The organism is Peptoniphilus sp. BV3C26 (genome assembly GCF_000478985.1).
GTDB classification, from domain to species: Bacteria; Bacillota; Clostridia; order Tissierellales; family Peptoniphilaceae; genus Peptoniphilus_B; species Peptoniphilus_B koenoeneniae.
The window spans coordinates 1-5,730 of sequence record NZ_AWXB01000053.1; the positions used below are offsets into that span (position 1 = coordinate 1).

4 protein-coding genes and 1 pseudogene are annotated in these 5,730 nt (G+C 35.8%); all 5 read left to right on the forward strand.

The features are described from left to right. The coding region (locus HMPREF1253_RS05595; RefSeq protein WP_023055789.1) for a CD1107 family mobile element protein at nt 1–721 on the forward strand (721 nt) is incomplete at its 5' end. 94 nt (nt 722–815) lie between these two features. Continuing rightward, entirely contained in the window at nt 816–2,528 is a 1,713-nt protein-coding gene (locus HMPREF1253_RS05600) for a DNA topoisomerase 3 (protein WP_007391818.1), read from the forward strand. 80 nt (nt 2,529–2,608) lie between these two features. After that, nucleotides 2,609–2,788, forward strand: coding sequence for an AbrB/MazE/SpoVT family DNA-binding domain-containing protein (locus HMPREF1253_RS05605; protein WP_000389423.1), 180 nt, complete (start codon nt 2,609–2,611; stop codon nt 2,786–2,788). Between the two features lie 28 nt (nt 2,789–2,816). Then, complete coding sequence (locus HMPREF1253_RS05610) at nt 2,817–3,848, forward strand: YhcG family protein (RefSeq protein WP_001030694.1); 1,032 nt, start codon at nt 2,817–2,819, stop codon at nt 3,846–3,848. A gap of 81 nt (nt 3,849–3,929) precedes the next feature. Then, nucleotides 3,930–5,730: pseudogene (locus HMPREF1253_RS05615) on the forward strand (helicase); the annotation flags it as partial.

Genomic DNA, 5,730 nt, shown 5'->3' on the forward strand with positions numbered 1-5,730 from the left:
TACAGGAAAAAGCACAACTACACAGGCGAGTTCAGAAAATACTGTAAAAGATACAAGTAATTCTGAAACGAAAGAGAAAGATATTCGCTATCCTAATAAGCTGACACCGAAAGCTCCTGCCAATAACAATCAGGATTCATCTATGGACGGGACAAGTAAGACTGTAAATACCAATAAGGGAGTAGCTTCTGCTCCGTCAAAGGCAAGAGGAACCGTTACGGAAAATAAGGACAATGCGAATAAGGACTATCCAATTCATCACGGGGATAGCGGTGATAACAAAGAAACAGATCTGTATTCTGCTGATGCAAGACAGTTTATTACCTTTCAAACGAAAAACGGTAAGACCTTCCATCTCATCATCAACCACGATGAGACACAAGAAAATGTAATGCTTTTAACGGAAGTATCTGAAGATGATCTTCTAAATATGGTTGAAAAGAAAGAAGCTCCGAAGCAGGAGATTAGCAAAGAGGAGCCAACTAAGGAAGAAGTAAAGCCTGAGAAAAAAGAAGAAAAGAGTAATTTAGGAACATATATTATTCTGCTTCTTGTTATAGGCGGAGCATTAGGAGCAGGTTATTACTTTAAGGTCGTAAAAAAGAAAGAGGATAAGGAGCTTGAATCATTAGAGGAAGAAGATGATGATTTCTTTTCGGAAGCAGAAAGTGAGCAAGAAATAGGAGAAGCAGAAGAAACAGAAGCTTATGATGAAGAATAAATGCATCTTAAAATATATTGTTATGGGTGCAAACGCAGGGCGGGAGAGTAAAATCTTTCGCCCTTTTACAATGAAAGCAGGAGGAAAAATATACATGGAACATATACTTGTGATAGCAGAAAAACCGAGTGTAGCTATATCAATTGCAAAGGTAATAGGAGCTACAAAAAAGAAAGATGGATACTATGAGGGAAATGGATATAAGGTATCTTGGTGCGTAGGCCATCTAATTCAGATGGCAAATCCGGACGCTTATGATGAAAAATACGCTAAGTGGAATATATCGGATTTGCCGATTATTCCGAAGCAGTACAAATTTGAAGTGGCAAAGGCTACAAAAAAGCAGTTTAATATCCTTAAAAAACTGATGAATGATAAGGAGATTGATACAGTTATCAATGCGTGCGATGCGGGAAGAGAAGGAGAAAGTATTTTTCGACTGGTATATAACGAAGCTAAATGCAAAAAGAAAATGCAGCGTCTTTGGATTTCGTCAATGGAAGATAGTGCTATCAAAGAGGGATTTTCCAATCTAAAGAATGGCAAAGATTACGATAAGCTCTTTGAATCGGCACAGGCAAGAGCTATTGCAGACTGGCTTGTCGGAATGAATATCAGTAGGCTATATTCTTGCCTGTATAAGCAAAATTACAGTGTCGGGAGAGTGCAAACCCCAACGCTTTACATGATTGTAAAAAGAGATGAAGAAATAAATAATTTTAAGAAAGAAAAATACTACACCGTAGAGCTTTCTATGAACGGCTTTACATTATCGACAGACAAAATTGGTGATGAAATAACCGCAGAGCAGCTTATTAATTTAATAGGCGATAATATTGAAATAACTGATGTCATTCAAAAAGAAAAGATTACAAAGCCGGATTTACCCTTTGATCTAACAACACTTCAAAGAGAGTGTAATAAATATTTTGGATATTCAGCAAAGCAGACGCTTGATTATGCTCAAAGCCTGTATGAAAAGAAACTAATTACCTATCCAAGAACAGACAGCAGATGCTTAACGGAAGATATGATTGTAAGTACGGTCAATAACATTTTAGGAAAAAATGATTTTGATACAGAGCGTATCAAGACGGTATTTAACTCAAAAAATGTTACGGATCATCACGCTATTATTCCGACAGTAAGCTCGTTAAGTGAAGATTTATCGAGTATCCCTGATAGTGAAGCGAAGGTATATAGGCTTATTTCTAATAAGCTTCACGCAAGTGTAGGCTATCCATTAGTCGAAAACACAACAAAGATTGTAGCTGAATTTGACGGATTTGAATTTACAAGTTCAGGAAGGGTAATTAGAGACGAGGGCTTTAGCAAATACCTTAAAGAATACAAGTCCAAGAAGAATGAGTTCATAGAGCTTCCTGATGTAAGTATCGGTGATGTTTTAAGTATTGAAAATAAAGAGATTAAAGAAAAATTTACTCAACCACCGAAACACTTCACTGAAGATACGCTTCTAAAGTCTATGGAGATTGCAGGAAATGAAGCCTTAGAAAAAGGTGTAGAAGTGGAAAGAAAGGGACTTGGAACACCTGCAACAAGGGCAGGAATTATTGAAAACTTAATCTATAAGGGTTTTGTCGAAAGAGATAAGAAAAATTTGATTGCCACGCATAAGGGGATCAGCCTTGTAACAATAGTATCCGATACCTTTAAGTCAGCGGAAACAACTGCAAAGTGGGAAATGGAATTAGCGGATATTGCCAAAGGGAAATCTTCAAAGGAAGAATTTTTAGAAGCAATTGAAAATGAAATAAAAGAGGTTGTTCTGACATATAGTAAGTAAGAGATAACTAATTCAGAGTGGAAAAAATACTCCAAAAGTGCTATAATTTTGTAGGAAAAGTAGGGCGAAAGGAAGTAAATATGGAAGATATATTTATGGATACTGCAAAAGTTATGGCAAAAGGACAGGTTACTATTCCGAAAAGGATAAGGGAACTTTTAAATTTAGAAAATGGAGATTATGTTACTTTTGTAGTTAATAAAGATAAAGTGCAAATTCAAAATTCTAAGGCTTTTATTGAAGAAAACATTAAAAAATAACAGCACGTTTTTAGAGGTAGGTGAAACAATGAATAAGGATAAGATGGTATTGCAGAATACAGATATTGGAAAAGATAATCATCAGTTTGATGATATTGTTAAGATTGTCGAAAGTGCAAAGGATCGTGCTTATAGAAAAGTCAATGAAGAATTGATTTTGATGTATCAGGAAGTGGGAAAGTATATAAGTGAGAAAAGTAAAGAAGCAGGTTATGGGTCAAATTTTGTGGAAAATGTTGCCGATTTTTTCTCTGAAAATTATCCTGATTTAAAAGGATTTACCCGTAGGGGGCTTTATAGAATGAGGCAATTCTATGAGCTATATAAGGATGATGAAAAAGTGTCAACGTTGTTGACACAATTGAGCTGGTCTAATCATTTGAAAATAATGTCAGGATCTAAAAGTAAAGAAGAAAGAGAATTCTACATTAACTTAGCAATTAAGGAGAATCTAACTCACCGAGAGTTGGTAAGGCAGATGGACAGTGGCTATTATGAACGTTATATGCTTTCAAATAGTAACGATTTGCCTGCTATACAAAGGGCAAAACAAGAGACGCATAATTTGTTTATGGACAGTTATGTTTTAGAATTTCTTGATGCTCCCAAGATTGGAAATGAAAGAGAATTTCAGAAGTCAATTCTCCAGAATCTGAAGAACTTTATTTTAGAGATTGGGAAAGATTTTTCCTTTATAGGTAATGAGTATAGGGTACAGGTTGGCAATCATGATTACTATGTAGATTTGTTGTTCTATCATAGGGGACTATCTTGTTTAGTTGCATTTGAATTAAAAATTGGAGAGTTTAAGCCGGAATATATCGGAAAAATGAACCTGTATTTAGAAGCACTGGATAGAGAAGTAAAGAAACAAACTGAAAATCCAAGCGTAGGAGTAATCCTTTGTGCTTCAAAAGATGATGAGGTAGTAGAATTTGCATTAAGTAGAAGTCTTTCGCCTACAATGGTATCGGAGTATACATTAAAACTGATAGATAAGAATTTGTTGCAACGAAAATTAAAAGAATATGTAGATATTGCGGAAGAAACAAACGAATAAAATTTAATAATATAATGCGTAAAAGGTGATTAGAGTAAAATCTAACCGCCTTTTTTGTTTGGAAAAACGAAGGAGGTAAAAATGCGAATAAATGATTTTCATAACATTTTGGAGCTTATAAAACAAGATGTGCTTCATAGTGAAGCAGAGTATCTGAAGCTCTTAAAGGTTGTCGGAAACAATCAAAGATATGACTTTAGAAGTCAATTAAGTATCTATGATAAAAATCCTGAAGCAATAGCTTGTGCCAAGTTTGACTACTGGAGGGAACGTTTTAATAGAACAGTAATGCGAGGACAGAAAGGTATCCCCATTTTAGAGGACTATGGCACATTCAAGAAAGTGGACTATATTTTTGATATAGGTCAGACAGTTTCAAGAAACAGAGATGTCAACGAAGTAAATCTTTGGAAGTTTGACAAAGAAAATCATCAAGATGTGTTAAAGGAAATGATAAAAAGCGAGGGCTATGAGGAAAGTAAAAGCACACTTGAAAACATCTTTTCTTTAAGCAGACTCTACGGTGATGAAAAAATAGATACCTTAATGAATGAACTTAGAATAGCGGATGAGGATAGAATATCCTTTACAAAGTTTGTAAGGGACTCGGTAAGCTATGCGGTAGCATCAAGATTTAAGTTAGATTATTCGATAGATTATGAGCTTTTAAGAGAGAATTTTCAAAGACTTGACAGCATATCTCTAATGAGTCTTGGTGAAAGCGTATCGGATATTAGCGGAAAGATTATTGATGCGACCATTCAAAAAAGCAAAGAACTTGAGCTGCAAAAAGAAGTTTTAAGAGGAAAAGAAGCGGGATATAATAAGATTAAAGAAGAATTGGAGGAGGTAGAAGAATATGTACTTCGACGAGATGATCAGGGAAGAAATGAAAACGGGCGAGTTCTCCGAAATGGAGAGTACAGACGAGATAATAGAGAAAATCAGGGAGAATACGCTAAACAGCTTGGAGGAAGAGACGGACTTCATAAGGAAGTATCCAAATCCGACCTACGCAGTGATGAGGCTGGAGTTTCTTTCACAGAGCGAGGAGCAGAGCAACTTCGAGATGTTAGTAGATCTATACAAGGAGAAGAAGTTGACAGGACACCTGATGGACATTCAGAAACAGGCGATAGAGTTTATGAGAAGAGAGAAGCCGAAGCTGATGGCAGCTTGGAAGATAGAGGGAGAGAGCAATCCACAGTACAAAGCAATGATTTCAGCTTTGAAAGAGATGACGATCAAGGAAATAGTAGAAGGTTAAGAGAAAATATTGATGTAGAGATAAGAGAAGCTGAAAAGGCTTCTTTTTCTTTACCAGAAAACTCCTATGGACAGACACGCCTTACGATTCCGCTAACTGAGAATGATATAGATACCGTCCTTATTAACGGAGGAAATCACGATGGCGGCAGACTTCCTGTTATTGCTGAGTTTTCCAAAGAAAAAACAGTAGAAGAATTGGGAGAATACCTCAAAGATACCTTTAAAGGCGGAAACGGGTTTTACATTGATGAAAGAGAAGTATCTTCCTGGTATTCGGATAAAGGCATTCATTTAGCCTATGGAACTTCTGCAAGAGAAGATGATACGCAGGTCTTAAACTGGAATGATGCTGCAAAGAGGATAAATGAACTTCTTAATAGTGGGGAATTTGCTACAAATGTAGAGCTTTTTGAAGCTCTTGATTATGAAAGAGATCGGATTTCAGAATCTCTATGGTATCTATCTCATGATTTAAGTGAAGAAGGAAAAGAGCAAGGATATTTTGAACTTTTTGAAAGAGGTGGGGGCTTTTCGGAAGAAACAAAAAGATTATCTGAAGCATTAAAAAATCCTGAGTATCTGAAAGAAACAATCAGAGAATATGACAGATTTA